Here is a 25,927-nt window from a genome sequence, read left to right as displayed (position 1 = left end):
CTAGGGTTAAGGGTTAAGGGTTAACAGCCACAATCGCCTTGTATCAGCCACTGGCATTGTTGGTAGTTATCAGCCATCGATATCTGACTCAAATAACCAATAACTTCACAACCTTGTTGCCCAAAAGTACAACCTGGTCGTTCGGTGTTTTCCACTTTAATCGCGGTATTTTGATAACGATAAGCCTGCATACTGGTGGTTCCTGGCTCTATCAAAAATGGCTTAGGCTGGGCCCCCCATAGCTCAATTAAAGCACCTTCTCGCATCATCATTGCTTGAGTACCATCAAGTTGCGTTTGCAACACAATAGCAGGACGAAGCGGAGCCTTAGCGGGAAAATAATAGTTACAGCCACAGCCATGCTGTTGTTGTTTAGCCGGAATGCTGGATAACTCGCAAGCGATAAGCTGAGGGCTAAATAACAACGTTAGCAATGCCGCGATACGCAAAGAGCTAAAAACCAAAGCTTTGTTCATGATTTATTTAAAGGCCTTAATGTATAAGCGCACCGGCGCGAACCAGCAACAATATGTTCGGTCCTTTCTACTTCGCACTCAACAAACAGTTTTTGCAACATGTCTAGTTCAGAACGGCATAATCCTTGGCACTCGGTAGCCGCTACGCAAATCGGGCAATGATCTTCTACAAATAAATAATCTTGCTGTTGTTGTTGCCAACTAGCCATGTACCCCTCATGACTGCGTTTATGACTAAGTAGCTCGAGCTTTTCACCGATATCAGTGCAACCGGCTAAGGTTTGCTGGTAAGTAGCAAAACTTTGCTGCTCACGATGGCTGATCAATTGATCCATACCTTCATCGCCAAACACTTGCTTTACCGCCCCTAATAACTGAACGCTCAAATCGCTATGGCAATCAGGAAAACGACCATGGCCTTTATCGGTAAGCTGCCAATAACGAGTCGGCCTGCCAACCTTAACTTTCTTATCGAAGTGCTCGATTAAGCCCTCTTTTTCAAGGCATTGTAAGTGCTGCCGAACCCCCATGGTGGTAATGGCCAATTGCTCGGCTAACATCTTCACCGTTTGAGTCCCCTGACTTTTAATACGATACAAGATGTTGTCTGTGGTTTTCATTGGCAATTCCTGAGACTTGAATAGTCTCATTATTGTCATTGCCTATAGCTTTGTAAAGCTGAGGCTTTATAAATACCAATAGCTAGCGCTGCGATGGTTCGAATACCTTGACACGAAGTGTCTCTAAGCGCTGCAAAGCTTGCGACATTGAAATTTGTTGGTCTAAAAATTCGACCATTATGTCCATTGCTGGAAGGGCAAAAGCCTTTGGGCTGTCTCTGTCGAAAAACTGCGTAATGCCATGTGCATCGGCCAGCAAGGCTTCTCCTTCCGCAATAAAGCGATCTTCACTCATTGTATGGCCCTGTAATGGGTTAATTTTCCCTAGTTGCTGGTTCAGTTCAACCAATGCACCGTCACTCACTAAGAAGTCTAAAAACCAATATGCAGCAGGGTTATTTTTAGCGTGTTGATGCGCAACAATTACGTCTATGGGGGCTTCTTCATAACGCTTATTCGTACTGATTAGAGGCGGGAAAGCCGCAAACTTCAGGTCGTTTTTCACCCTATCTGGGACAGTGGCAATAAAAAAGTTCCCCATTAATGTTGAGGCCGCTTTACCGCGATACAAAGCCGGAAGAGCTTGCTTCCACCCCCATTGCTGACTATCTGGCACAAAGCACTGGGCGTCAATCGCTTGCTGCCAATAATTAAATACCTGTTTGATCCTAGCATCGCTAAAAGGTATTTCTCCGGCTAATAAAGCGTGGTGAAAAGCCAGGCCGTTAATGCGCAAATTAAGATAATCAAACCATGCGGCCACTGGCCACGACTCTTTAGTCCCTATGGTAACCAAATGCTGCCCCTTGGCGGCCAACTGCTTGCAGGTATTTAGCATGTTCGGCCAGCTATCAAAGGTATTGGGATAATAACGCATGGTAGACTCGCGATAGTAAAACCCCCATTGATAGTAATTGATAGGAAGCGCGTAATAGGCTTGTTCAAACTGCGCAGCTTGCTTAAGCGGCACAGAAAACTGGCGTTCCCATTGCCCTTGCTGCCACCAAGTTGACATATCAAGTAGCAACTGATGCTTGGCTAAACGGCGTAAACGCTCACCACCAAACCAAAAAAACAAATCACCTTCACCATCATTATTACTAAGGATGTCTTCAATATTTGCTTTATAATACTCATTCTCATACACCACGGTGTCTACATCAACTTGCGGGTAACGAAGAGCAAAACGTTCAATTAACTGCTTATACGCTTGGCGCTGTTTACCGCTACTCGGCATTAATACCAGTGTTAACGAAAGCGTTTCAGCGTTTCCTTCAGCTTGAGCAACATCAGCGTTCACACCCAACACATGGCAAAAAAGCACGCCGCACAATATAGCTCTAAATATTCTTAGCTTCGAACTACTCCACATTGCGTCGATACTCCCCAGGAGTTAAGCCTGTTAACCGTTTAAAGGCACGAACAAAATGCGTGCTATTTAAATAAGACAATTCAAAGGCTACATCGTTAACACTTAAACTTTTATCACTTAACAACTGAACAGCAATCTGCAAAAACACTTTTTCTTTAATTGCTTGAAAGCTACTTCCCTGTTGTTTTAACTCTCGCTGCACGCTACGTGGGTGCATCATTAATAGCTTGGCAAAGTAGTTCATATTATGCGCTGGCTGAGGTAGGTATGAGCGCAGCATACCTTCTAAGGTAACACTTAGATTGCCCTGGTTCAGCAATCTTCAGAGATTCATTTTTTTGGGGTTTTAGTGGCGGCATAGCAGTCGCTAGAAACTGTTTGTCTATAGCCATTGCCGTATAATTGTGCCCCGGATGAACCTCACTACGAGCAAAAGCTAAACACTGCTGAAAAACCTCAGTCTGCGCACTTTTTACATATATCGCGTGCGGGTACCACTGCTTCCCAAGCGCAGATTGAACCACCAATGCCAAGCATTTCAAGGCAAACACTTCCAGTTGAGTTTGTTCAGCCGCTATTTGTTGGTGGCTGTAACCCGAACGGCAGATCCAAGCCCAACGACCATGCTCTGGAATACTTAACCAAAAACGACAACCAGAACTAAACTTAGGTAACTCTTCACATAAGGTTTGTAAAGACTGCTTCAAATTCAACTGCCGCTGAACCCGCGTCCCTAATTCCCCCAGATCATCTAGTTGAGTAAACTGAGATGCGGTGTCGGCCAAATGAACAAAGTCATACCGTTTAACAACACATTCAATAAACTTGCATACCAAGCGAGTTGGCACCAGCCCTTGATTAGCCGCAACACTATCCGCTGAAGGTAATTGGCATTGAGTAAGTAACAAATGATAAGGAAGCCGCTCTCTGTCTAGTTGAGTTAAAAAACTCGACAAGAAATGGCTGCTGCATGTGGGTGTTAAGGCGTTATTCACAAACAAGACGCTCTAAAAAACCTCAAGAAAATTGATTTAATATTACCTACAGTTATAGCAGACAGATAAGCGGCCACAAAGTGATTAACATATTATTCACTTATTTGTCGCGAAATGGTCACGTTCATATTTCAAACCTAGCTATGCTATCTGTATTGAAAAGTGTTAATTTCAGGAGTTTACGATGATTCAGGGACAGAAACGAAAATTCGCCGGCTGCGCTGTTTTAAGCCTGCTAATAAGCTTTAGCCTTCAGGCTGAAAACACCAGTAAAATACTGTTTAAAAACGTAAATATTTTTAATGGTACTGACGATAAATTGCTGGAAAATCAGCATGTACTGGTCGAAGGCAATCTCATTAAAACCATTTCAGCTGAGGCCATTAGTAGTGATGGAGCCATGGAGATAGAAGGCGAAGGCCGAACCTTAATGCCCGGTTTAATTGAGGGACACGGCCACTTACAAATGAACGGCACTTCGCTGCCCGATATAGAAAACAATCGCAACTGGGAAGAGCTAGCCGCACGTTCTGCAGCGCGAGCCAGGTCAGCCTTAATGTCAGGTTTTACCACTTGGCGAGACGCTGGGGGTATGGGGGCAGGGCTTAAAAAAACCATTGATAATGGTGAGCTAATTGGCCCACGCATCTACCCATCAGGTGCATTTATTGGCCCAACCGGTTCACATGCTGACTTTCGCAATTTCAATACCCCCAACGAAACCTTCAATGGTCCCCAATCAAGCGGGGCTCGCTTAGGCATGAGCTGTACAGCCGATAGCATTGGGGCAATAAAAACCTGCGCGCGTCAAAATTATATGCAGGGCGCGACTCAAATTAAACTAATGTCATCCGGTGGTGTTGCCTCATCGTTTGACCCTTGGCAACTAAATGCGTATTCATTGGACGAACTTAAAGCCGCCGTTGAAGTGGCCGATGCTTACGGCTCTTATGCCATGTCGCACGCTTACAGTAAAGTATCACTAATGCGTAATCTAGACGCTGGGGTTAAAACCTTAGAGCACGCCTTTATGTTTGATGGCGATGTAGCAAAGGCGATGAAAAAGAAAGGCGCTTACATGACCACAAACATGACGGCGTTTTCACCTTACCTAGGTGAAATTGAGGCGATTAACTCTAACCCCGCATCGGCGCGTAAAGCCAAAACCGCCCAAGCAGCCTTCAAAGATTACATAGACAATGTCAACAAATACAAACCTAAACTTGGCTTTCATGTTGATTGTGTAGGCGGTGTGGCAGCCTGTGAACAGCAAGCCGATCACTCTATTTACCTAAGTGGTAAATTTTTTGGCAACTACTACACCCTACTTTCAATGACCTCAGTAAACGGCGAAATTGTTAAGCTATCAGGTGAAGTATTAGATCCTTACTTCAATGGTAAGCTAGGCGTTGTAGAAGAAGGTGCCTATGCCGACTTACTACTAGTAGATGGCAACCCGCTAGAAGATCTTTCGGTACTTGGTGCCAACGAAAAATGGTTTGATGCGCCAGCGCGTGAGGAAATCAGCACCATGCGCATAATAATGAAAGACGGGAAAATCTACAAAAACAGCTTATAACGAGCCCATTAAGGTAGCCCTTGTGGCTACCATAATGGTGAGGAAAATATGAAGTATTTTTTAATTGTTCTGTTCTGGGTTACCTTTGCCAGCCATGCTCAAATACGAGTCATAGAATGGCAGCAACTCAAACCTGAAATTGAACAACCCGAGATAACATTGCCCAGCATCAACGATCAGCAACGGCAACTGCTCGCCTTAGTCATCCAACTACAAAATGATGACAATGCCCAATCTCAAGAAACGGTGTTAAACGCCATTGCTACGCTAAAACAACAAGGTATCAACGCAGAAGAAGCCTTGAACGCTCGCGCTCAATATATGGCGCAAGCCCAAGTAGCCGCTGAAACCCTTAATACTGAAATTAATGGCAATACAGTACGTATGCCTGGCTTTATTGTCCCCATAGAATTTGATGGTGTAAAAGGCATTGAATTTTTACTGGTTCCTTATGCAGGAGCGTGTATTCACTTACCACCACCTCCAGCCAATCAAATTGTAAGACTGTTTTACCCAGAAGGTTTTGAGATTGAGAATATTCAATACCCAGTGTGGGTAGAGGGCGTAATTAAAACCGACAAACAAACCGATGAAGTGTATTTAGTGGACGGAAAAACCGCATTAACTATGGGTTACTCTATGCAAGCTAAGCTTATCGAAAACTATTACGAATAGGTGCACAGTTGGCACCTAAAATGAATCAATTTATCCCCATAGCTCCCAGTAATACTCAGCGACAAGGAAGTCATATGAATCGCCACAATATTTGCTTATCTTATGGGTCACTTATACTGCTTTCAGCATTTAGCCTATCCAGCGTGGCCAGCAGTAACTTTGGTAGCCCCAGCAGCGTAGACAATACCTTAAGCGATGACTTACACACGGGTATTACAGAAGCTCGCCAGCAACTGCAAGACAATCATGGCATCACTATGGCAGTGGATTATCAAGCATTAGGCATTAAGGCTAGCGATACTTTCCCCAGTACAGACAGCACTGCAGCATCGGGCGTTGCGCGTTTTTATGGCTCATGGGATGCCTACCAGCGAGGAGCCATCAATCAAGGAAGCCTTGTTTGGAAGATTGAGCATCGCCACAAATATACCAATACCGCTCCCAAAGACATGGGTTTAGGCAATATAGGCATGGCAGGCATGATAGGCCCAGCTTATAGCGACCAAGGTTTGCGTTTAACAAACTTGTTTTGGAAACAAAAATTTAATGACGGTAACACTTCACTGATAGTTGGTTTTTTAGACACCACCGATTACCTTGATACCTATGCTCTTGCAAGCCCTTGGACAGGTTTCACCAACTTAGCTTTCAGTACTGGTGGAGCAGCTATCGGTTTACCTGATGACGGTACCCTAGGCCTAGCCCTTGGTCACCTTTTCAGCTCGCAGTTTTATAGTATCGTAGGCATTACCGACGCCAATGCAGACTCAGGAAAACCCTTCAAAGGCTTTGAAAACTTCGTCAACAAACATCAGTATTTCACTAGCCTAGAGCTAGGTTGGACAAGCTCGCAGCAACGCATCTACTTAGATAACGTGCATGTTACCGCTTGGCATTTAGACGGCGGTACTCGCCACAGCGTAAATAACAGCAAAGGCCTTAACTTTTCCGCCAGCTATATGCTTGATAAAGGCTTTATGCCATTTTTACGAGGCGGCTACTCTAAAGGCGATGCCAGTCTGGTATCCAAATCTATCACCCTGGGCTTAGGTCATTTTGGCTTGGCCGGAGAAAAAAATAGCCTTGGGTTTGCGGTGAACTGGGCAGAACCAAACGATGAGTTATTTGGGTCAGGTTTATCAAAACAAATGACCAGCGAACTTTATTATCACTACACGCTTAATCCCTATATTGCCTTAACCCCAGATATCCAATACATCAAAAACCCCGCCCTGAACCAAGCTGTCAGCAGCACTTGGGTGCTGGGCTTACGTGTAAGAGTGCTGTATTAAACGGGTTAAGTAGACTTTGTCTCTACACATAAGCCTTCATCTGAGTTGGGTACTTCAAAGTACTGAGTAACATGATGAAATACTTCAGGCTTATCGAATGCTGCGCGCTGTGGCTGCTCAATGGCGCGTTGCGCAATACGGCTTAAACACAAATCATCGTCGGCCTTCAAATAAATTAATTGATGAGAAGCCTTCACTTCAGACAATAACTGCTTAAACCAAGCGCGCTGTTTTCGAGTATTAGCGGGATAATCCATCACCACATCAGCGCCACTACGTAATATGTGTTGAACATGCGGTTTAATCAGTTTTTTGAGTAAGGCCGAGTATCGTAAATAGTCTTCAAAACTGGCTATCTGCTGCGGATAAAGCACTGCCAACCATTCATCTTCACTGATTAACACCGCCCGATGTTGATCAGCCAACTGCTTCGCATAGGTCGACTTACCCGCGCCCATTTTTCCACAAAAAAAGACTAATTCTCCAACGGTTTGCATATTATATCTCTTCAAATAGGGGAGATTTCACAAGGGCTTAGTTGGTTTCATAACATAAGCAACCTCACCAATGATTCTATCACTCGTTACCACACCAAAAAATCGACTATCGTAGGCATTATCGCGGTTATCACCCACAAAAAAGTAGCTTTTGTCGGGCACTGTAAATTCCCGTTCTACCGGAAGACGGTTACCCAAATTTCGTTTAATAGAATATGAATAATTTCCTTGAGTTTCCTCATACACTCTTGATTCAAAAGAGCTAGCAATCAGCGTGGTTTCTAAAGGAGTGCCATTAATTATAATATCACTGCCATTAATAGAAACAGTGTCACCAGGAAGCCCCATCAACCTGAATACAAAAGGGTTCTGTATATTTGGTGGATAAAAGACGTAGATATTACCTCTTCGCATCAGCGCTGAGTCATCAATATCGCCGTTTAAGAAGCTTAAGCCAAAAGCGCCATAGGTTCCATATCCTGCTTTTTTTACAACAATAAAGTCTCCAACCGTCAAGCTAGGGCTCATCGACGCCGACGGGATAGTAAAAGGCTCAATAACAAATGCTCGGCACAAGGTAATTGAAGACAACACCAGCATATTAACCGCCACTAATCCCCACCATCGAGAATACCAAGAGCGGACTAATACACGTTTAGAATACTTAGCTATCCAACAACCATGAGCCGGACAGATAAGGACAAATGACAGTCCCCAATGTGAGCCATAATACCAATCGGTAACACCAGTAAACGCTGTTAACGCCGCATATAAGAAAAACAGCTTTCCCTTATTCAGGTAAAGAAATACCAAAGGTTGGGTAACAGTACCCAATACAATAACTATCCAGATCTTCGGCTTCCATTCCATGCTTTTATCTTCCCTCCATAATGACTTACGCCCAATATTTATAAGGAGTGAGTAACTACCATTGTCACTCTAGCCCCAAGATAATGAGCCGTTGCCAAGTCACGGGTGTGAACTTCACCATCATCCGATTGCGCAACAACGCCCAACTGGCACCCCAAGCGATAGCGCTCATGTTCGCCATAACCGCTAGCGGTATCTAAACCCACCCACAGCATGCCATGTTGATTGGCGAACGTGACCAAATACTGCAAGGTGCTTGTTTAGTCACCATTCATCGCGCTTTTACAGGTAATGCCTGCTGCACATTTTGCTGCCCATAACTGTTCGCACCATAAGTGACTGGAGGCATCGGAAAAGGTTTAAACTGCGCAGCCGCATGCTTTGCCGTTACATTAGTGTAAGAAAAAAACACCACTGCTATCTTTAACAAAAATGGCTTTCTTATATTTGATTTTCAATGACTTTAGCTGGCGATTCTATGCCTCTGATAGCAGCGCAGTTAACTAATGGCCTTCAGTTAACTACAAAACACTCAATTAAATCAACCTTTACTGCCATCACCACAAAAGGTCTTCCCGCCAATACTCCCGCAGAATGTAAAGAAAATCGAAACCAAGGTGTCAGCTAGTCACGTTTGTTGCCGTTAAACCCACCGAGTCCATCTCTAATTGTTCGCTGATAAGCCCGCACAAATTAGTAGCCTTAGCTGCACTAATTGTTTCATTTAATTGTTATATTTTCGTCATATTTAGGCGTCAGTATTCACGGGCTATCGCACAACGATACTCTTAAATATGACTCTAAAGGAAAAACAAATGAAAAGGATGGTCACTGCAAGTGCCGCTGCTATCAGCGTAATTCTTGCCAGCGCTTCTCATGCTGCCGCTCTTCCCGAATATCAAACAAATAGCGCTTGGTACAGCCAAGCTGCGACCGTAGTAAGTGACAGAGCGACCACCTCTACCGCAAGCACCACAGCCAAAAACGTAATTGTCTTTGTGGGTGACGGTATGGGTATTTCAACTCAAACAGCGGCGCGAATTCTTGAAGGACAAAGTAAGGTTGACAATCAGGGGGGGGAAGAAAACTACCTTAGCTTTGAAACCTTCCCACACACCGCCCTAGCTAAAACCTACAATACCGATCAGCAAACACCTGATTCTGCCGGCACCATGACAGCGATGATGAGTGGCGCTAAAACGAAAGCGGGCATGATTGGAGTATCAGACAATATCAACCGCGGTGATTGTGAAGTCAGCAACGAACGCCTACTTACCGCATTAGAGCTCGCCACTTTGCAAAACAAAGCAACCGGGGTTGTCTCTACCGCACGCATTACTCACGCCACGCCAGCGGCAACTTACGCCCATATTTCAGACCGTAACTGGGAAGCGTCAGTCCCCGAAGAATGTGAAGGAAAAGTCTCAGATATTGCTTACCAACTGATCCATCAAGCGGCCGACATTAACGTGATAATGGGTGGGGGTCGTCGCAACTTCATCCCCGATAGCGTAGAAGGCCCAGAAGGCAGCAATGGGCGTCGCACCGATGGCAACAACCTTATCGAAGACTGGCAAAGCTTTAACAGTAAGGGGCAATATGTTTGGAACAGTGAAGGTTTCAACGCCATTGATACCCATACAACGAGCAAAGTGCTGGGCTTATTTAACAGCTCACACATGGAATATGAAGCAGATCGTGACGACGCCGATGAACCTTCGTTGAGTGCCATGACCGAAAAAGCCATTGAAGTATTACTCAATGCCAACAGCCAACAAGATCAGCAAGGCTTCTTCTTGGTGGTTGAATCAGGTCGTATTGACCACGCTCACCACGGCGGCAATGCAGCCCGTTCTCTGCAAGATACTATCGAGTACTCAAACGCAGTAACCAGTGCGATTGAAACACTCACCGAGGCTGGTGAGTTAGATGATACCTTAATCATCGTCACCGCCGACCACTCTCATGTATTTACTATGGCTGGCTACCCTAAACGGGGCAATCCCATTCTTGGCTTAGTGGTTGGCGTAGGGTCAGATGAACCCAGCCTTGCTAACGATGATAAGCCATATACCACCCTAGGTTACGCCAACGGCCCTGGTGTTGGCGCAAGCTTTGATGCTGGCGTTCGTGGCGACTTAAGCGCGCTAAACACCAGCGCTATTGATTATCAACAACAAGCCCTCGTGCCCACGAGTAGCGAAACCCACGCCGGGGAAGATGTCGCAGTATTTGCCATGGGCCCGCAGTCTTACCTGATTCAAGGTGCGATTGAACAAAGTGTTATTTTCCACGCCATTAACCAAGCAGCCAGCTTGGGTGGCAATGCATACGTTGGTAAGGAGTAAAACCATGAAACTTAATTATTTAGCCTTATCAATGGCGGTAAGCGCAGCCTTAACATTAAGTGCTTGCAGCAATGATGATGACAAGCAAGTGGCTACGACAAAACGTGGCGAGTGGACAGCACCCGTCAATCAAAGTGGCAACCCTGCCGCTATTAACAGCTGGTACAATGCGGGTGTAGATTCTGTCGCCTCAGCCAACAGCGCTTGGCAAAAAGACACCGCTGCCACAGCGCTAAGCACAGGCAAAGGTAAAGCCAAAAATGTAATTTTGTTTGTGGGTGACGGCATGGGCATGTCTACCGTAACAGCCGCGCGCATTTTAGAAGGCCAAATAACTAACCCCAATGGCGGCGAAGAGCACAAGCTTAGCTTTGAGCACTTCCCCTTTACAGGCCTTGCTAAAACCTATAACACTGATGCCCAAACGCCAGATTCTGCCGGTACTATGACCGCAATGATGACTGGTGTGAAGTCCTTCGCGGGCGGCATTAACATTGCTGAAACGGCTAACCGCAGTGATTGCGACAGCTCAAAAGGCAAAGAGCTTACCACCGCACTAGACCTAGCTAAAATGGCCGGCATGAAAGCTGGGGTAATCTCTACCGCGCGTATTACCCACGCAACCCCCGCCGCCACATATTCAAGAGTACCGGAGCGAGGCTGGGAGAATGACACTGAAACAGCCGCTGGTTGCCTAGACATTGCCCAGCAAATGATAAATTACGATATTGGTGGCGGATTAGATGTAGTGTTAGGGGGCGGACAACGTAACTTCACCTTGCCTGAAACAGGTGGGCGTCGCGCCGATCAAGACTTAACACAAGTGTGGCAAACCACAAACCCAACAGGCAGTTACGTGACCAACCGCGATGAGTTTGTTGCTGTAGATCCAAGTAACACCTCTAAACTACTGGGTTTATTTAACAGCTCACATATGGATTACGAAGCAGATCGGGTTAAATATGGTGCAGACAGCGAGCCTTCGTTAGCCGAAATGACCGAAAAAGCCATTGAAGTGATGCAAGACAACGAAGACGGCTTTTTCTTAATGGTTGAAGCAGGCCGTATCGACCACGCCCACCACGGCGGCAATGCTCACCGAGCACTAAAAGATACACTGGCCTTTTCAGACGCCGTTGCCATGGCTGATAAGCTTACAAGTGATGACGATACCCTTATCATTGTTACCGCTGACCACTCTCACGTATTTACCATTGCTGGCTACCCCCGCCGTGGTAATCCGATTTTGGGTTTAGTAGAAAACCAAGATGGTAGCCTACAAACCGCAGCAGACGATAAACCCTATACCACACTTGGTTACACCAATGGCCCTGGTGCAAGCGCCAGCTTTGCAGATGGTGAACGTGTAGACCTCACTGAAGTAGCAGTACAAGGTGTCGATTTTCAACAGCAAGCCATTGTGCCTACTGGCAGTGAAACCCATGCCGGTGAAGATGTTCCGGTTTACGCCAAAGGCCCCGCATCTAGTTTAGTTCGTAGCACCCTAGAGCAAAACGAAATATTCCACATCATGAACTACGCAGGCAACTTGCTAGAGCGCGCCAATGCAGCGCAATAGCATGATTTAAGTAATGTGCAAAACAAGGGGGCGTTGCCCCCTTTTAAGGATCTAAAATGTTTCTAAAAAACGGGTTACTCAGTGTATTGTTGGCTTTTATTAGCAGTAGTGTATTTGCCCTACCTCAGGTTTCAGCAGAATACTCAAGAACCGCCAAACAAGGTTTCGAGCGTAGCACTAGCCGCTTTACTTTTACTCGAGCGGCAGACCACGTAATGACGGTTTACCCACAGAAAAACACCGCAGAAATGTGGCAAAAGCGCAATAACGGGCGTCATCATTTTTATCGGTTTTTTACCGCTGACCAACGCACCGTTTATTACCCTGCCAGTGACTTAAGCAGCCTAAATATCAATCGCTCTTGGCAAAGTATTGAACAGTTGGTACCCGTCAAGTGGTTGGCGGCGCTAAACAAGGTCGATTCACGCCAACAAGATGGCCAAACCATCGAGTATTACCAAGGCAAAATGGGTGACACTTACATAGAACTAGAATGGCTGCCAGAGTATCAATTACCGCAACGCCTACTCACCAAACAAGGTTATAAAAGCCTTGAGATGAAGCTCGAGAGTATTAACCAAGGTAGTCACGAAATAGAGCAGCAACTCGCCAAGTGGATGAAATACCCGTCAATTGATTACGCCGATGTTGGCGACAGTGAGAGTGACCCCTTTCTCGCCAAAATGATCCGCCAAGGCTTTATTGAACATGGCGCATCAGGTGTATACGACGCCAACGGAAATCAAATACACGCTAACCACGCCCACTAAGCGATACAGGCTACTGACAGTATTTGTCGATGCTATCTACAATCTGAGTGCGGCATGTCAGGTTGTAGGTCGTTTCCACTTCCTTAGCGAACTGTTCGTAATGACTAAAACTATTTTCATAGGCAGAAAATGCCGCACTCGAATTTTTTCTGTTGCCGTCGCTGGCGCATTGCTCATGTACACTGTACCAGCGATCAGCAGCCTTCTCGGCTGAAGCTAATACGCTCTGTAATGGTTGATCATTCAGGTCATCAAGCTGGCTCAACTTGTCGGTAAACAAGCGACATATTTCAGCATTAGACATGGTGTAATTCCAAGAGCACACCGCAACATATTGACCAGACAATAGCTGCATATCAGTCAACATTTGCGCATTCGCCTTGGTGGCTTGTTCAAAACCCTCACTTGAACAAGTGTTAGCAAAGGCATAACAAGGCAGTACTAAACCCAGTAGAGCAATCTGTAATCTCTTCATCATTGTTCCTTAACCCTGAAGATATCGCTATTAAGGTATTCTAATTAAACACATTTCTATTAAGTGCTTTGTGGTTAACTATAGTAGCCAACAGCAGAAGTACCAGATACGGCAAGGTTAGAGCTTCGCAACAAGCTGGTTTACAACTCAGTCGCCAAAAATACCGGTCTTAATGCAAAGCATAGCGACAAGATTTACACACCATAACAAACAAAAAGTGTAAACTTATCCACTACATTTAATTAGATTTACCATTTTATATCTGGCCAAACACCCACTATTTGTGATAATTATATAAATAACAAAGCGGTTAACTTTAGATATAAATCAATAGCTTAAAAAGCAAGCACAGCTAAGAAGCTGCGCCATATAAAAACCAAATGTCTAGGGAAAGCAAACCAACAACAGGGAAAAGTAAAATGAAACTTCAAGTTGTAAGCAGAACGCGGCTAGGCTTTGCGGTGCTGCTTGCGTTGCTACTAGTAGTAGCCTTAATTGGCCAGCTAAATATGCGACAACTGGAAAGCCAGTTAGATCAAACGGTGAGCAGGCTTGCCCCCATGGCCGAACAAGTTAATCAGCTGTCAGGCTTATTATTAAACTCAGCCCGTAAAGTAGGGTTACACAGTAGTAGCCAAAATGATCAGCAGTCTCAAGCGCTAGAACAAGAGGTAGCCAGCCTATTTTCTAGCTATAGCCAACGCATCAATTCGCTATCGCAACTGGCGAGCCCCTTTCCTGAAATCATCAACGGGCTCACCACGCTAGACCAGCAAGTCAGCGCGATTAATACCACTAGCCAAGCTCAGCTATCGCTCAGTACCCAGGCGCTGCAGGCGCAAGCAATATTGGCAAGCCAGCGTCAAAACTTCACCAAACAGTGGGCGGGCTTCCAAGACGATACCGAGTTTTTGGTAGAAATGGTTGAAGAAAACGCAGAGTGGGTGGTTACCGGCATGCAGGCAGATGTGGGCGCTTTTTCAGCATCTTTAGAAAAACTATTTTACGCACAAAACGAAGCGCAATTCGCTTCACAATTCAGTGTCATCAACAGCTATTACAAATCGCTACAAGAAAAAAACCAGCAACTCATTAAGCTAGACCCCGACAGTGCCGAAGAACTGGCCAGTTATTTTGCACTGCTCACTCAAGCCTTTGCCAATAACGGTTTGTTTGATAACCTGAAAAATCAACAAGCAGTGATCACTCGCCAAAACCAACAGCTGGTGCAGCTCAATCAACAAACTGATCAAGCCTTAGAGCAACTAGACAGTATCTCAAGTCAGCTTAGCGCCATTATTGCGGCGGCTCACCAACAAGCACAAGACAGCGCCAGTAGCGCGATGATTCAAACCGTGGTGGTGTTGTTAGTTTCAGTATTGGTCACCGTATTAGTGGCGTGGAACGTAAGCCGACAAATTCGCATTCCCCTTGGCCAAACCCTTAGCCAAATTAAACGCATGGTCGATGGTGATTTCAGTGCTAAAGATAACAGCCAATCTCACGATGAATTTGGCCAAATAGCGACGCAGTTAAATCACTTAAGTGTGCAAATGAACCAAGTAGTAAGCCAAATGAGTGACAATGCTAAACAACTAGCGGCGAGCGCAGAAACAGGCCTAAGCACCAGCGAGCATTCCCACAAAATCATTCAAGAACAACAAGACCAAAGCCATCACGTCGCGGTGGCAGTTAGCCAAATGGAAGTGGGCGTAAGTGAAGTCGCAGAGCAAGCCCAACAAAGTCGAGACGACATAGGCCAAGTCAATCAGCTAACGGGGCAAAGCCATCAAGCGGCACAATCTACTTTAAGCACCACCAGCCAGCTACAAACCACCGTCACTCAAGCCAGCCAACAGGTAAGCGAACTGAAACAACAAAGTGATGATATCAACCGTATTGTTGATGTTATCCAAGGCATTGCCGAGCAAACTAACCTACTTGCGTTAAACGCTGCCATTGAAGCAGCACGGGCTGGCGAGCAAGGCCGTGGCTTTGCAGTAGTGGCCGATGAAGTGCGCGGCTTAGCCACTCGTAGCCGCGAAGCTACCTTAGAAATTCTCAGCATGATAGAACAATTGCAAGGCCGCGCTCAGCAGGCCATGGACATGATGGTACAAGGCGAAAGCATGGTAGGCAGCTGTATTGACGAAGCCAAGCAAAGCTCTCAACAACTTGAACAAGTGGCCCAATTATTAAGTGCGGTGCAAGAGCGCAGTGAAGCGATTGCCAACAATGCCCAAGATAAACATAAAGTTGCTGTGCAAGTGGCGAATAATGTAGAAAAAATTGTAGCGCTTAGTGAACTCGCTAGCAGTGATGCCTTGCAAACTCAGCAAGTGAGTGAATCTTTACAACAGCAATCTCAGCAACAGCTAAACGCGCTATCGGGCTTTAAGTTGGCTTAAGCGACGAGTGACACATGGCAATTTAAGGCTTAGATACAAAAAACGCGACCCAAAAAGTCGCGTTTTTTAATGCCTATTTTCAATCCTGAGCTGGCGGCCATTAAAACAGGTTTTGTTCTAACGTTAACAGGCGCTTTTTCAAGGGCAACCCACCCCCATAACCCACTAGCTCACCTTGGCTACCAATAATACGATGGCAGGGGATGATAATAGCCAACGCGTTAGCGCCATTGGCAGTGCCTACTGCCCTCACCGCGTTTTTATTGCCTATCATCACGGCTAAGTCGAGGTAGCTGGCCGTTTCACCATAGCTAACGCCCTGCAGTGCTTGCCATATTGATTGCTGAAAATCACTACCCACCATTAACAATGGAAGGTCAAACTCGCGCCGTTCCCCCAAAAAATACTCTTCTAACTGCTGCTTGGCTTGCTCTAAGACATCGTCTTTTTGCTCAACAAATTCAGCCTTAAGGCCCACTTTAATTCGCTTATCGACAGATTCGCGCTTTGTCCGGTAGCGAAAATCACACAAGCACAGCTGACCAGCATAAGAGCCCAGCACAAATTCAGCGTAGGGATGCTTAAAATACTGAATATTGATGTTCATCGTCGGCCCTCAGAATAATCTGTCAAACAAGCTTACGTTCAATAAGCTGAGATAAAATGATTGTGCCACAAACCGTCACATTAAACTTAACGCTCACCGCCGAAAACCATGCGGCGGTTATTCATTTGGCATTCCCCACGCCCAACTCGAGTTATTGCCGTTTTTCAACTCCCACGAGTCATGAATAAGCGTTGCTGGCTGCGCGCCACTGGCACCCAGAGCAACAAACAGTGGCCTCAGGTGTTCGTCGCGTGGATGCGAGCGCTGCGCGCCGGGGGCAAATTCGCGATAGCGTAATAAGGCCGTTAAATTATGCTGCTGCACCATGTATTGCAGCCATTCTATAAACTCGCTAGCCCACGCTTCTGGCTCGCCATTATATGCCAGCTCGGCCAAATTATGAGTAGCCATACCGGTGGTGATGAGCATGATGCCTTGTTGGCGCAACACTTTCAGTTGTTCGCCCAGCGCCAATAGCTCCGCCAAGCTGGCATTGGTGGGTAAACTTAAGCCCACTACAGGCACTTCTAACTGAGGGTACATCAAATGTAAGACCGACCACGCACCGTGGTCTAAGCCCCGATTTAATGGCTCAGCCTGCGGCAAGGTTTGCTTAAGCAACTGATGTAACCAACTTGGGCTAGCCGCAGGGTAAGTGATTTGCTGCAACGCTGCAGGAAAGCCCCAAAAATCATAAATGGTGTCGAGTCGCTCTTGCTGGGTGAAGGCCACGCCTTCGGTTTCCCAGTGTGGTGACACAATCACTATGGCTTTTGGCGGGCTTAGTTGCGCGGGTAAATCTTGCAAAAACTGCTTCGCTGGGCTTTGCTCTAATACCCGCATCGGTGAGCCATGAGACAAAAATAGAACCGGTGCAAGCTGGCTCATAACGCCTCCTTACTTGGCTTTAAAAACGCCAGTTCAGGGCCTACTGGCACCACTCCATTTGGGTTAAGCGCTTTTACTGAATAATAGCCTTGTTTAATGTGCTCAATACTCACGGTATCGGCAACCCCTTCTAGCTGATAAATACGCCGTAAGTAGCGGTTAAGAAATGGTAAGTCTGCAATCTGTTTTAGGTTACATTTGAACGCGCCTACATAGGCCGCATCAAAGCGCACTAAAGTAACAAACAACCTAATATCTGCTTCGCTTAAGCTATCGCCCAGCAGATAAGCCCTACCATCGGCAAAGCGTTGTTCTAATTCTTCTAAGGCAGAAAATAGCTTAGTTACCGCTTCCTCATAGGCCGCTTGGCTTTGGGCAAAACCAGCCTGATAAACCGCATTATTGACCTGCTCGTATAACCACGGGTTAAGCTGGTTTAATGGCTCAATTAAGCTGGCTGGGCGCAAGTTAACACTGGCATCCCCCCATTGGTCAAAGGCACTGTTAAGCATTTCAATGATGTCGGCTGATTCATTATTCACAATAGTATTGGTGTGTTTATCCCACAGCACCGGCACGGTCGCTCTGCCCGATACAGCTGGGTCGGCCTTGGTATATAGCTGGTGAATAAACTGGCTATGATGGAGGTGATCTTCAGTGGCCCCAGCCAAACCGCCCTGTTCTTTAGTCACAAAGCGCCAGCCTTGATCCGTTAAACGTGGGTCCACAATGCTAATGCTAATGACCTTTTCCAGCTTTTTCAGCTTACGCACCAGCAGTGCTCGGCTGGCCCAAGGGCAGATAAGCGCCACATAAAGATGGTAACGCCCCGCCTCAGCTTTAAAGCCCGCACTACCAGTGCGACCAGCACTTCCATCTACCGTTACCCAATGGCGAAAGCTTGAAGTTTGACGAATAAAGTCGCCGTTCTCTCCGGTTTTTTGATAAGGGTTCCAGGCGGCTTGCCAAATACCATTCACTAACATCATGACTCCTAGGCTCAGATTAGGGCTGGTGAATTATCAACAATTAAGCGGCAACCGCCTTGGTAAAGATCGCTTTAGGTTTAAAGGCAAACGCGCCATCACCCAACAAAATTTGTACCAACGAGGCCATCACTAAAAAGAGTGGGTACTCCCAACCACCGCCTTGGTTTGAAAAAGACCAACCATTACCAGCATGCACCATGAACAAGGCTCCCAACAGCACAGGTATCAGGCCTGCTGCAACTAAGCGAGTTTTAAAGCCCACTAGCAGTGCTATGCCGCCGAGTAATTCCGCTGCAATGGTTAGGTAAGCTAAAGCGCCGGGCAAACCCAGTGAGCTAAAAAACTGAGCGGTGCCTGCTGGGGTAAACACCACTAACTTTAACCACGCGTGGGCTAAAAACATGAGTGCCAGACTAAGTCGTAATAAGGTGGCGGCGTATTGGGATTGCTGATTCATGATGACTCTCCTTGAAAATGATTAGCGCCTAACAAGTTTGCTGGCTTGCAAAAAGTATCGTCTCGAATTAATGTGTAAACAATACCCAAAACTATCGACATATTGTTTACCAAAAGTAAACAATAGGACATAAGCATGAATCAGCTGGCACTCTACACAAGTTTTGTTGCGGTAGTCGAACACGGCAGTTTTACGTTAGCGGCTAAACATTTAGGAAAAACTAAGGCCATCGTAAGCCGGCAAGTTAATCAGCTAGAAGCGCAACTCAACAGCCGCTTAATTAGCCGCACCACCCGCGCCTTATCGGTCACCGAATCAGGCAAAGAGGCCTATCAACGAGCTCGGATTATTCTTGAACAAGTGGATGACTTAAACCAATTGAGTCAGCAGCAAAATGACCAATTGTCGGGACGTTTACGGATTAGTGCCCCGCAAACCTTTGCCGAGCTCAATTTAATGAGTGTATTGCCAAGCTTTATGCAAGCTCACCCCCAGCTAAAGGTAGAGCTGGTACTAAACGACCGTTACGTAGATATTGTTGAAGATGGCTTTGATCTTGCTATTCGCATCGGCCAACTAGAAGACTCCAACCTGATTGCTAGGCAGGTTACTCGCTTTAAGCAAGTACTAGTAGCTAGCCCTCAGTATCTTAGTCACCAGCCTATCTCATCCCTAGAGCAGTTAGCTAAGCGGCCCTGTATTGTAGATAGTAACCGTCGTGGCGGGAACAAATGGCAGTTCAGCCATCAAGGCAAAGAGCACAGCATTAAGGTGAACGCCATACTAAGCGTAAATAGTGCTTTGGCTGCCGCCGCTGCCGCAGAGCAGGGCCTAGGGGTGTGTTTATCGCCAGAGTTTGCAGTACAGCAGCAGCTCGCCAAGGGAAGCTTAGTTAGCTTGCTAGACGATTACAGCAGTGGCGATGTTGGGGTTTATGTGATTTACCCACATCGCCAATATCTCACTAAAAAAATCAGTGCTTTTATTGCCCATTTAAAGCAGCACTGTTAGCCAGCGGTTTAATGGCTAACCTTGGCACTATAGATTGAGTAGAGCAGCGCCAACGACAAACACACGCCAGCCGGAATAAACAAAGACAAAAATGCCAAGTGGGCATATCCATAAGCCCCCAAGGTGCCGCCTGCGATAAAGCCCAGCACAATCAGCACAAATAATAAGGCGCGCCTTTTATCAAAGGGATCGCCCCTCAGCGCAGATCCCAGCATAATGCCCAAGTCGGTAAATATACCGGTAACATGGGTGGTTCGCACAACCGCACCGCTATAGGTGGTGGCCAGCGCGTTTTGCAGCCCACACGCCGCCGACGCTAAATAGATCCCATAAAAAGAATCATGGCTTAACAAGTAGCTTGCACCACATAGAAAAGCGGCTTCTAAACACAATATACCGCTGTAGTTACGCCCTAACTTTAGCGCCCCGCCGCGTAATGAATAGCCTGATATGATGGCGCCAATTAAAAAACTCAGCAGCACGCCAAACAAGTGAAATACATCGCTCAAGCTGGAACTTATAGCGCCAGTACCCAGCAAGGTGGCCGTACCCGATAAATGAGAGACAGATTGGTGCTTAAAGCCTAACAAACCCACCGCGTTAACAAAGCCAGCAATCAACGCCAGCAAAAACGTTCCATATTCTACCCAACGGGGCAATTTAGAAATCACAAAGCTTCCTTAAAAGACGAGGTGGCATTAAAGCCATAAGTCAGCCTAGAGTTTATCAAATAAACTCGCCGTGCCGAAGCAAGCATTCATCAAATAGCCCCGCCATCATGGCGTTAAAAGCGTGTACTTAAGCATCGTTATTAATGAAAAACTTTGTTAAATTAGGCGCCTTAAGTTCGCATGCAGATCCAAGGGTGTAAAAGTGGCACAAGGACGTTTATCTGTCATTCAGGGCGCAAGTTTGCTGGTATCGGCATTATTAGGTTCTAGCGTACTGATTATCCCAGCCCTCGCCGCAAGTGCCTCTGGCGTGTATTCCCTATTAGCTTGGCTGCTAATGATTATTGCCATGCTACCCGTGGTGTTTACCTTTGGCGCACTGGGCAAACGCTACCCGCACGAAAGTGGCACCGCCCATTATGTACAACAAGCCTTTGGCGAAGACGCCGCAAAAGCCATTGGCTGGGTGTATTTGTCTATTGCCCCAATTGGCCCACCAGTGGTATTTATTGCTGGCGCTAGCTACTTCGCCCAAATTTTTGGTGGGCTTGGCCTCCCCCTGCTGTATATCGAATTGGCCATGCTAGCTTTAGTATTTGTAATGAACCTAGCCCGCATCGAAACCTCAGCCAGCGTGCAAGCCATACTGAGCCTAGCGCTAATAAGCACCATTTTATGGGTGTGTTTTAAAGTAATAAGCACCACCCCTTTTCCTGTGGAGCAGCTGCAAAGCACCCACTTTTCATTGAGTGCTATTGGCCAATCAATGGCAATCATGTTTTGGTGTTTTGTGGGCATAGAGGCGATTTGCCATGTGGCCAAACAGTTTAAAGATCCAGAGCGTGATTTTGCTAAATCGGTGCTACTTGGCGTGGGCTGCGCCGCGCTGGTTTATGTGCTGGTGAGTTACGCGGTCGTGGTGATGAACGCCTACGGCGATGAGCAACAAAACTTATTGTCTATTACCCATATAGCCGCCTTATCCAGTGGCACCTGGGCGGCCAGCTTGGTGGCCGCGGTTGGGTTTGCAGGCTGTTTTTGTGCGGTAAATTTATATCTAATAAGCTTTGCTAATATGCTCTACAGTACCGCCGAGGCCAAAGGGCCAAACCACATTTTAAGAAAACAGAGCAACAATGGCTCGCCTATTGTCGCCACCTGTATCGTAATAAGCGCTATCGCCATGGTATTGCTAGCGCGCGATTACTGGGATTTTTCATTCGCTTATTTATTAGAGTATGCCAACGGCCTGTTTGTGGTGATATACCTCGCCGCCGCCCTTGCTGGGGTAAAACTACTGAAGGGCCGCGCCCGCATTGCTGCGTTATTCTCAGCCCTTTTTTGTAGCCTTATTCTCGTGTTTATTGGTAGCAGTGCGCTGGTATGCATTGGCGTATTTTTGCTGGCTTTATTGGTATTTAAATGGCGAAGGCTAGCACTTATTAGCCACAAAACAGTTGCTTAAACCCGCCCTGTAAAGGTGTGAAAGAGATCCCCTCAAAGGGAGATTAAGGCCTCATAAGTTGCACAGTGCTCGCCGCAGTTGCTGCTGGTGACTATTGATATACTCAATATCATTTAAATACGCCACATGATGCAGCTGTTCAATATTCGCAATAAATTGTTGATTACCTTTGTTCGCTTCTTGGCGCATAAAATCAACCAAGGCATTCAAACGCTGCATCATCGCTTCAGGAAGTTGCTCCCGCTGTGCGAGAGACGCGCCATAGCTGTCACAAAACAGTTTGGCCCTCATTATTTGTTCTTCAATGCTACCCAGTTTGTCGTTTTCTTGTGTTTTGAAAGGTGACCAACAATACGTCGAGTAGGCTAAATCCCATATCCGTGGTGCGGGATGAGCGGTATCAAAATCAAATACCCCTACCACCTTATTACCCGATAGCGCCACATTGTATGGGGCAAAGTCACCATGACAAATCACCTCATAAGGTTGTTTGGCTTGAAGCATCCAAACAAGCTCAGCGGGGTCATGGTGGATGAGAAATGAGGCCGATGCGTCATGAATTTTTCGTAGCAGTTTAGCGGCAGACACTACAGCCTCTAAAGAGGCAATGGCCCCCGTTAAAGGGTAGTTATATGTTTTACCTTTAACCAAGCTCAGCTTCTCGTTGGGGCCATCAATACCAATGAATGTTGGAGCCTCAGTGACACCAACATGCTCTAAATGGGCCAACAACTTATGAATAGTAGAACTCCATACATTGAGAGGCCGATAAACCACATCATTCTCTAGATAAATGGCAGACGCCCTGCCACCACTTAGCGCGTTCATGTTTATTCCTTACAACTAAGGCCAACCCAGCGGAAAAAGCGAACGAGTCACTTGCCCGATATAGCCAATAATGAGACTAGTGTAGTTCTGGCAACAAATGAGATGCCCACAAACTTTGCTCAAACTTCGCTTTAAAAAAACCAAAATGCCCAATGCGTTGTGTTCCTATCTCTTCGGGCGTAATACGATTTACTTGTATTGTTGAGGCCGGATAAAAACTATTCAAAGAGTCGATGTTCTTTTTGGACATCAATTCATCATCGGTAAAAGAGAAAGAATAAATGGGTGTAGAGACTAATCGATATTTATCACGTGTCTTTTGGCCTTCAGCACCCACCATGTAATGAGGGTTCAGACACCATTTACGCCATTGATTAATGACTCCGCTGGGTAAATCCCCTACCTTACGCAATCGTTTGCCAGGAAAGTACCCGTAAATTCGGGTCGTTAATGGAACAACAAAAAACCAAAGCCACCATACACGCCATTTTAACGAAGGCACATTATCAAGCCAGTAACCACTTCCGCTGGCAATACTAAAGGCTTTAGTCACAAGGTGGAGATTAGAGATCATGCCAATAAGCTGCCCACCAAGGCTATGCCCAATCCAATAGAGTGGTGTGCCATTTGCCTTGTTCGACATTGCCTCGACCATTGCTGTGCAATCAAAATCCGCCCAATCAGTAATGGTGACTCTTGCATCCCTTAAATGACCCGTTTGAGATAAGCCCGTTCCAGAATAATCAAACGTTGCAACCATATAGCCATGAGTGGTTAACCATGCCGCAAATGGCGCATAAAACGCTTGTGTAACGCCCATTGCCGGCACAATAAGAATGGCACCTTTCATTTCAATATCAGGGAAATAAAAGGTAGAAGACACGGTATGCCCATTCTTAGTGGCTATCACTCTTTGTTCTGTACGTGCCATTGAATTTTATCTCCGATATGTAAGATATTGATTAAAGTGCAACACATACATATGCCCTAGCGATGGCATCATTTTTGAAATACCAGTGACAGTAGAAGGTGTGCAGAGTAAATGAACATGATTGGTCATTTACACCCAAGAGTGAATAGCCACTTGATACTGCTTGGCCTATTGCTTCAACCAAGCAACATAGGCTTGCATATCTTCATCACTGGCAAAAATAACTTGGCGATTATTGCCTCACTGAATGGTGTGCTCCGCCACATCAGGATAAGAAACACGAAGTTTTCGAGCCATTTTATTACCCAAACCAATCAATTTAATTCAGTGTAGGCAAGTTAAAGTGACCCAGCCGTTCGTTATTATTTTATTTTTCCAACCCTCTCAATTTTCAACTCGACTATCCGCCCAATAATGGAATCAATATCAATATATTCACATCGTTCTTGGCTGTATACATTTGACTTTCTCTTATTGATCACCAAATAACTTCCGTTGATGTGTTGCAATGACTTCGACACGAAAAAACTCTCCGCACCTTCAAAGGTAAAAAACAAATGAGAAGGGCTGCTATCCATAAGTATTGGCTTACCCAAACTGAAAAAAATTTCTCTCAATTTTTCCAATTCTTCTGCATTATCCCCCTCTACTCTTTTATGAGGACTCTTTAAAAAAGGCCAGACTTCAGACCAATCAGCCCTACTAGAGTCATACCAAGTAAAGCTGTAATGGTAACCATCTATGAACCAGAAGTTTAAGTTATCAATATAATCGCAAAAGTAGTTTTTCTCATTCACTGGCAAAAATATACTTCCAATTTGAGAATCTATAAATTGATTCTCAATATCAGAATATGCTGCTCGAGAAAACATTAACAAAAAAGATAATATCAATAGTTTCAACTTAGTTACCTACCGCCTTTCCAGCGACTCCTGTAATGTCATCTGCTTGAGAGTATATGAACTGCTGAAAAATAATAAAAGGGCATTGGCGCCACGCCTTAGATACACTACAAATGTTAAGCACTAGCCCTATTTAAAGCGAGGCTGGAAAGCATGAATAATTTCGTGGGGCTTCCTCAGACTCTGACCCTTTTATTCCTTTATTTAACTTAAATTGCCTTCTCCCCCTCTTTATTTGGCTACACTTGCTAGGAGCCCAAACGTAACAAGTTAGGTAGGATATTGAGATACAGTTCAGTTTTCATTGGTTTTATGTTGCTAGTCTTGAGTTATTCAACAACTCTCTTAGCAGAACAGAACTCAGAAACATTAACCATAGCTAGTTTTGTGGTACCGCCCTACATCATCAAACAACCCGATGGTTCCTTGACTGGTATCTTTGTTGAAACCATCAAGGAAGCAGCTAAGCAAAGTGGAGTTCGGGTAGAGTTTTCGCTGAGTAATTGGGCAAGAGCCCAATCAAGAGTAGAACATGGAGAAATTGATGCCATTTGGCCCGTAGTTAAAACCAAAGAGCGCCAAGCTTGGTTGCACTACCCCACTGAGCCCATTAATCAATTCAGGTTTTCCTTGTTCGCCAATGCAGAACGTAATTTTGAGTTTAATGGGGAGCTTGAGTCTTTGTCAGGATTAACGTTAGGCAAACTTAACAATGCTAAAACCCACCCTTTGTTTCACCAAGGTGAGCAACAAGGCGTTTTTTTAGTTAAAGAACGGACCTCATTAACGCTATTATTGCAGGCTGTTTCTCGTAAGCGCTTAGATGGCTTTGTCGCACCTGAAAGGATGGTTGAGTGGCTGATGCGGGAAAGCCGCGTTTACAATGTTGAGCCCCTGCCCACAGCGTTTGGGGTTAATGATATCTACTTAGGCTTGTCAAAACTTAGCCACAAACAAGAGCCATTCACGCAACTCTACCAAGCCGCCAGAAAAATTACGCTCGATGAAACACTATGGATAGAACAGTATTTTCAGCTTGAAGCAAATGATACTGGTCAGCAATAAGTCTCAACCTTAGCGAGTTTACCGTCTTACTCTGTGAGTAATAAAAGGGGGCAGAGTTTGAGGGATCCCCAGACTCTGACCCCTTTTATCCTATATATATCAATAAAAAACCCCTGGCTATAAGGCCAAGGGCTTTTGCTATTTCCTAATTGGTGGG

The 25,927-nt window shown here is 45.7% G+C and carries 27 protein-coding genes; 10 read left to right on the top strand and 17 right to left on the bottom strand.

Annotated elements, in window-relative coordinates; all coding sequences use genetic code 11:
• Positions 1-20: 20 nt before the first annotated feature.
• The 5 genes from ACVFI8_RS16985 to ACVFI8_RS16965 form a co-directional block, all read right to left on the bottom strand.
• Positions 21-476 (bottom strand): hypothetical protein, encoded by a 456-nt coding sequence (locus ACVFI8_RS16985; RefSeq protein WP_457872033.1) that lies wholly within the window; start codon positions 474-476, stop codon positions 21-23.
• The gene (locus tag ACVFI8_RS16980) at positions 473-1,096 is read right to left on the bottom strand and encodes a helix-turn-helix transcriptional regulator (RefSeq protein ID WP_248712401.1); all 624 of its coding nucleotides are present in this window, start codon (positions 1,094-1,096) and stop codon (positions 473-475) included. The genes ACVFI8_RS16985 and ACVFI8_RS16980 overlap by 4 nt, the downstream gene beginning before the upstream one ends.
• Positions 1,097-1,178: 82 nt before the next feature.
• Positions 1,179-2,468 (bottom strand): ABC transporter substrate-binding protein, encoded by a 1,290-nt coding sequence (locus tag ACVFI8_RS16975; protein ID WP_457872032.1) that lies wholly within the window; start codon positions 2,466-2,468, stop codon positions 1,179-1,181.
• The gene (locus tag ACVFI8_RS16970; RefSeq protein ID WP_457872031.1) at positions 2,458-2,712 is read right to left on the bottom strand and encodes a helix-turn-helix transcriptional regulator; all 255 of its coding nucleotides are present in this window, start codon (positions 2,710-2,712) and stop codon (positions 2,458-2,460) included. Before ACVFI8_RS16970 ends, ACVFI8_RS16975 begins: the two co-directional genes overlap by 11 nt.
• A gap of 1 nt (position 2,713) precedes the next feature.
• Positions 2,714-3,424, bottom strand: a complete 711-nt coding sequence (locus tag ACVFI8_RS16965; protein WP_457872030.1) for a hypothetical protein — start codon at positions 3,422-3,424, stop codon at positions 2,714-2,716.
• Between the two features lie 223 nt (positions 3,425-3,647).
• On the opposite strand from ACVFI8_RS16965, the gene ACVFI8_RS16960 reads away from it, so the two are divergent.
• From ACVFI8_RS16960 to ACVFI8_RS16950, 3 genes are all read left to right on the top strand, one after another.
• Positions 3,648-5,042 (top strand): amidohydrolase family protein, encoded by a 1,395-nt coding sequence (locus tag ACVFI8_RS16960; RefSeq protein WP_457872028.1) that lies wholly within the window; start codon positions 3,648-3,650, stop codon positions 5,040-5,042.
• A 48-nt stretch (positions 5,043-5,090) separates the two neighbouring features.
• Positions 5,091-5,717 (top strand): DUF3299 domain-containing protein, encoded by a 627-nt coding sequence (locus tag ACVFI8_RS16955; RefSeq protein WP_457872027.1) that lies wholly within the window; start codon positions 5,091-5,093, stop codon positions 5,715-5,717.
• 74 nt (positions 5,718-5,791) lie between these two features.
• On the top strand, positions 5,792-7,009 hold the full coding sequence (locus ACVFI8_RS16950; RefSeq protein WP_457872026.1) for a carbohydrate porin: 1,218 nt from the start codon (positions 5,792-5,794) through the stop codon (positions 7,007-7,009).
• Between the two features lie 5 nt (positions 7,010-7,014).
• Here ACVFI8_RS16950 and ACVFI8_RS16945 read toward each other — a convergent pair whose 3' ends face one another.
• From ACVFI8_RS16945 to ACVFI8_RS16935, 3 genes are read right to left on the bottom strand one after another with little or no spacing between them, the layout of a single operon-like run.
• A complete protein-coding gene (locus ACVFI8_RS16945) occupies positions 7,015-7,506 on the bottom strand; it encodes an AAA family ATPase (RefSeq protein WP_457872025.1) in 492 nt (163 codons plus the stop codon).
• Between the two features lie 27 nt (positions 7,507-7,533).
• Positions 7,534-8,376 carry a signal peptidase I gene (lepB, locus tag ACVFI8_RS16940; RefSeq protein WP_457872023.1) on the bottom strand — a complete coding sequence of 281 codons (843 nt, stop codon included), beginning with the start codon at positions 8,374-8,376 and terminating at the stop codon, positions 7,534-7,536.
• A gap of 38 nt (positions 8,377-8,414) precedes the next feature.
• Positions 8,415-8,627 carry a hypothetical protein gene (locus tag ACVFI8_RS16935; RefSeq protein ID WP_457872021.1) on the bottom strand — a complete coding sequence of 71 codons (213 nt, stop codon included), beginning with the start codon at positions 8,625-8,627 and terminating at the stop codon, positions 8,415-8,417.
• A 564-nt stretch (positions 8,628-9,191) separates the two neighbouring features.
• On the opposite strand from ACVFI8_RS16935, the gene ACVFI8_RS16930 reads away from it, so the two are divergent.
• The 3 genes from ACVFI8_RS16930 to ACVFI8_RS16920 are packed head-to-tail and all read left to right on the top strand — an operon-like array spanning position 9,192 to position 13,073.
• A complete protein-coding gene (locus ACVFI8_RS16930) occupies positions 9,192-10,724 on the top strand; it encodes an alkaline phosphatase (RefSeq protein ID WP_457872019.1) in 1,533 nt (510 codons plus the stop codon).
• 4 nt (positions 10,725-10,728) lie between these two features.
• Complete coding sequence (locus tag ACVFI8_RS16925) at positions 10,729-12,303, top strand: alkaline phosphatase (RefSeq protein ID WP_457872017.1); 1,575 nt, start codon at positions 10,729-10,731, stop codon at positions 12,301-12,303.
• A 56-nt stretch (positions 12,304-12,359) separates the two neighbouring features.
• On the top strand, positions 12,360-13,073 hold the full coding sequence (locus ACVFI8_RS16920; protein ID WP_457872016.1) for a hypothetical protein: 714 nt from the start codon (positions 12,360-12,362) through the stop codon (positions 13,071-13,073).
• A gap of 10 nt (positions 13,074-13,083) precedes the next feature.
• On the opposite strand, the gene ACVFI8_RS16915 is transcribed toward ACVFI8_RS16920, so the two are convergent.
• On the bottom strand, positions 13,084-13,551 hold the full coding sequence (locus tag ACVFI8_RS16915) for a hypothetical protein (RefSeq protein WP_457872015.1): 468 nt from the start codon (positions 13,549-13,551) through the stop codon (positions 13,084-13,086).
• A 416-nt stretch (positions 13,552-13,967) separates the two neighbouring features.
• On the opposite strand from ACVFI8_RS16915, the gene ACVFI8_RS16910 reads away from it, so the two are divergent.
• Complete coding sequence (locus ACVFI8_RS16910) at positions 13,968-15,956, top strand: methyl-accepting chemotaxis protein (protein WP_248712411.1); 1,989 nt, start codon at positions 13,968-13,970, stop codon at positions 15,954-15,956.
• A 100-nt stretch (positions 15,957-16,056) separates the two neighbouring features.
• On the opposite strand, the gene ACVFI8_RS16905 is transcribed toward ACVFI8_RS16910, so the two are convergent.
• From ACVFI8_RS16905 to ACVFI8_RS16890, 4 genes are all read right to left on the bottom strand, one after another.
• Positions 16,057-16,563 carry a methylated-DNA--[protein]-cysteine S-methyltransferase gene (locus tag ACVFI8_RS16905; RefSeq protein WP_457872013.1) on the bottom strand — a complete coding sequence of 169 codons (507 nt, stop codon included), beginning with the start codon at positions 16,561-16,563 and terminating at the stop codon, positions 16,057-16,059.
• 117 nt (positions 16,564-16,680) lie between these two features.
• Positions 16,681-17,451, bottom strand: coding sequence for a DODA-type extradiol aromatic ring-opening family dioxygenase (locus ACVFI8_RS16900; RefSeq protein ID WP_457872012.1), 771 nt, complete (start codon positions 17,449-17,451; stop codon positions 16,681-16,683).
• Positions 17,448-18,440, bottom strand: coding sequence for a glutathione S-transferase family protein (locus ACVFI8_RS16895; protein ID WP_457872011.1), 993 nt, complete (start codon positions 18,438-18,440; stop codon positions 17,448-17,450). The genes ACVFI8_RS16900 and ACVFI8_RS16895 overlap by 4 nt, the downstream gene beginning before the upstream one ends.
• Positions 18,441-18,480: 40 nt before the next feature.
• Positions 18,481-18,897: a DoxX family protein gene (locus ACVFI8_RS16890; RefSeq protein ID WP_248712414.1), complete on the bottom strand. Its 417-nt coding sequence runs from the start codon at positions 18,895-18,897 to the stop codon at positions 18,481-18,483.
• Between the two features lie 135 nt (positions 18,898-19,032).
• Between ACVFI8_RS16890 and ACVFI8_RS16885 the strand changes: the two genes are divergently transcribed.
• Positions 19,033-19,908, top strand: a complete 876-nt coding sequence (locus ACVFI8_RS16885) for a LysR family transcriptional regulator (RefSeq protein WP_248712415.1) — start codon at positions 19,033-19,035, stop codon at positions 19,906-19,908.
• A gap of 8 nt (positions 19,909-19,916) precedes the next feature.
• Here ACVFI8_RS16885 and ACVFI8_RS16880 read toward each other — a convergent pair whose 3' ends face one another.
• Positions 19,917-20,579 (bottom strand): YoaK family protein, encoded by a 663-nt coding sequence (locus tag ACVFI8_RS16880; RefSeq protein ID WP_248712416.1) that lies wholly within the window; start codon positions 20,577-20,579, stop codon positions 19,917-19,919.
• A gap of 202 nt (positions 20,580-20,781) precedes the next feature.
• Here ACVFI8_RS16880 and yjeH point away from each other — a divergent pair, with 202 nt between their 5' ends.
• A complete protein-coding gene (yjeH, locus tag ACVFI8_RS16875; RefSeq protein WP_248712417.1) occupies positions 20,782-22,044 on the top strand; it encodes an L-methionine/branched-chain amino acid transporter in 1,263 nt (420 codons plus the stop codon).
• Positions 22,045-22,095: 51 nt separating this feature from the next.
• On the opposite strand, the gene ACVFI8_RS16870 is transcribed toward yjeH, so the two are convergent.
• The 3 genes from ACVFI8_RS16870 to ACVFI8_RS16860 all read right to left on the bottom strand — a co-directional run bounded on the left by ACVFI8_RS16870 (position 22,096) and on the right by ACVFI8_RS16860 (position 24,705).
• Entirely contained in the window at positions 22,096-22,872 is a 777-nt protein-coding gene (locus ACVFI8_RS16870; RefSeq protein ID WP_457872010.1) for a phosphotransferase, read from the bottom strand.
• A gap of 76 nt (positions 22,873-22,948) precedes the next feature.
• Complete coding sequence (locus ACVFI8_RS16865; protein ID WP_457872009.1) at positions 22,949-23,803, bottom strand: alpha/beta hydrolase family protein; 855 nt, start codon at positions 23,801-23,803, stop codon at positions 22,949-22,951.
• A 362-nt stretch (positions 23,804-24,165) separates the two neighbouring features.
• Complete coding sequence (locus ACVFI8_RS16860; protein ID WP_457872008.1) at positions 24,166-24,705, bottom strand: hypothetical protein; 540 nt, start codon at positions 24,703-24,705, stop codon at positions 24,166-24,168.
• Positions 24,706-25,029: 324 nt separating this feature from the next.
• Between ACVFI8_RS16860 and ACVFI8_RS16855 the strand changes: the two genes are divergently transcribed.
• Complete coding sequence (locus tag ACVFI8_RS16855; RefSeq protein ID WP_457872007.1) at positions 25,030-25,770, top strand: substrate-binding periplasmic protein; 741 nt, start codon at positions 25,030-25,032, stop codon at positions 25,768-25,770.
• Positions 25,771-25,927: the final 157 nt, after the last annotated feature.

This window comes from Agarivorans sp. MS3-6, assembly GCF_054112545.1.
Note: the sequence above shows the minus strand (reverse complement) of the source record. Positions and strands in the feature narration are given on the sequence as shown.

Coding starts and splice junctions, on each gene's coding strand:
- ACVFI8_RS16985 (WP_457872033.1), bottom strand. CDS start 476: ATGAACAAAGCTTTGGTTTTTAGCTCTTTGCGTATCGCGGCATTGCTA.
- ACVFI8_RS16980 (WP_248712401.1), bottom strand. CDS start 1,096: ATGAAAACCACAGACAACATCTTGTATCGTATTAAAAGTCAGGGGACT.
- ACVFI8_RS16975 (WP_457872032.1), bottom strand. CDS start 2,468: ATGTGGAGTAGTTCGAAGCTAAGAATATTTAGAGCTATATTGTGCGGC.
- ACVFI8_RS16970 (WP_457872031.1), bottom strand. CDS start 2,712: ATGAACTACTTTGCCAAGCTATTAATGATGCACCCACGTAGCGTGCAG.
- ACVFI8_RS16960 (WP_457872028.1), top strand. CDS start 3,648: ATGATTCAGGGACAGAAACGAAAATTCGCCGGCTGCGCTGTTTTAAGC.
- ACVFI8_RS16955 (WP_457872027.1), top strand. CDS start 5,091: ATGAAGTATTTTTTAATTGTTCTGTTCTGGGTTACCTTTGCCAGCCAT.
- ACVFI8_RS16950 (WP_457872026.1), top strand. CDS start 5,792: ATGAATCGCCACAATATTTGCTTATCTTATGGGTCACTTATACTGCTT.
- ACVFI8_RS16945 (WP_457872025.1), bottom strand. CDS start 7,506: ATGCAAACCGTTGGAGAATTAGTCTTTTTTTGTGGAAAAATGGGCGCG.
- lepB (WP_457872023.1), bottom strand. CDS start 8,376: ATGGAATGGAAGCCGAAGATCTGGATAGTTATTGTATTGGGTACTGTT.
- ACVFI8_RS16930 (WP_457872019.1), top strand. CDS start 9,192: ATGAAAAGGATGGTCACTGCAAGTGCCGCTGCTATCAGCGTAATTCTT.
- ACVFI8_RS16925 (WP_457872017.1), top strand. CDS start 10,729: ATGAAACTTAATTATTTAGCCTTATCAATGGCGGTAAGCGCAGCCTTA.
- ACVFI8_RS16920 (WP_457872016.1), top strand. CDS start 12,360: ATGTTTCTAAAAAACGGGTTACTCAGTGTATTGTTGGCTTTTATTAGC.
- ACVFI8_RS16915 (WP_457872015.1), bottom strand. CDS start 13,551: ATGATGAAGAGATTACAGATTGCTCTACTGGGTTTAGTACTGCCTTGT.
- ACVFI8_RS16910 (WP_248712411.1), top strand. CDS start 13,968: ATGAAACTTCAAGTTGTAAGCAGAACGCGGCTAGGCTTTGCGGTGCTG.
- ACVFI8_RS16905 (WP_457872013.1), bottom strand. CDS start 16,563: ATGAACATCAATATTCAGTATTTTAAGCATCCCTACGCTGAATTTGTG.
- ACVFI8_RS16900 (WP_457872012.1), bottom strand. CDS start 17,451: ATGAGCCAGCTTGCACCGGTTCTATTTTTGTCTCATGGCTCACCGATG.
- ACVFI8_RS16895 (WP_457872011.1), bottom strand. CDS start 18,440: ATGATGTTAGTGAATGGTATTTGGCAAGCCGCCTGGAACCCTTATCAA.
- ACVFI8_RS16890 (WP_248712414.1), bottom strand. CDS start 18,897: ATGAATCAGCAATCCCAATACGCCGCCACCTTATTACGACTTAGTCTG.
- ACVFI8_RS16885 (WP_248712415.1), top strand. CDS start 19,033: ATGAATCAGCTGGCACTCTACACAAGTTTTGTTGCGGTAGTCGAACAC.
- ACVFI8_RS16870 (WP_457872010.1), bottom strand. CDS start 22,872: ATGAACGCGCTAAGTGGTGGCAGGGCGTCTGCCATTTATCTAGAGAAT.
- ACVFI8_RS16865 (WP_457872009.1), bottom strand. CDS start 23,803: ATGGCACGTACAGAACAAAGAGTGATAGCCACTAAGAATGGGCATACC.